At 40.7% G+C, this 722-nt stretch carries 1 protein-coding gene; it reads left to right on the forward strand.

Annotated features, from left to right (window positions below):
• Positions 1 to 34 precede the first annotated feature (34 nt).
• A partial coding sequence (locus N1032_RS25260) for a hypothetical protein (protein WP_259543334.1) occupies positions 35 to 722 on the forward strand: 688 nt, incomplete at its 3' end.

Consider the following 722-nt stretch of genomic DNA (forward strand, 5'->3'; position numbering starts at 1 on the left):
GTATTCTGATTTAACCAAAGATACAGTGGAACCTATGTTGCAACAAGCTAAACACGTCAAAGCATATAGAGATGAAATCCAAGATGTTATGTTTGGTGATGAAGTCTTCCACGATTTAACTTCTACTAAAGAGAATTTACGTAGAGGTATGGTAGACTCTGGTGTTAATCCAGCATTAGCCGGTAAATTAGCAACTGCTCAACGTGTTCTAACTAAAGGTTCTGAGATTCTTCCTGGTTCACTGATGTTACACCACTCTATTAATGCACTCACTGAGTTTGCAGAGAAACAAGCAATTGGTTCTATTGTTCGTGAAGTGGCTGAAGGTAAAGCATCTATGTATTTAACTCCTAAACAATTCAACGCTGCTGGTCTTACTCCGGAACAAGGTGCTAAGATTAAACAGTTGTTAGTTGACCACGCTGAAGTTAAACCAGATGGAACATTAGTTCTGAAGAATCGTGACGCATTTATGAAGGATAGTCGAACTGTCTTGTTGAAACGTCTTACTCGTCGTGTTGCTAAAGACACTTTGTTACTGGAAGATATGAGTCAGACAATGACCCGTGCTGCTGGCCCTGTGTCTCAAACAATCTTGATGTTCAAACGTTTTGGTATGAAAGCTATGAATGCGAAGATGATGCGGTCTTGGCACGAAGCTGCTGGTGGTGGACGTAGAGTTGAGAAAGCCCTTGAGTTGACAATGGGTTTAGGTATTCAAT

Origin of the sequence: Herbiconiux daphne (assembly GCF_024979295.1) — a bacterium.
Taxonomy (GTDB): Bacteria; Actinomycetota; Actinomycetes; order Actinomycetales; family Microbacteriaceae; genus Herbiconiux; species Herbiconiux daphnes.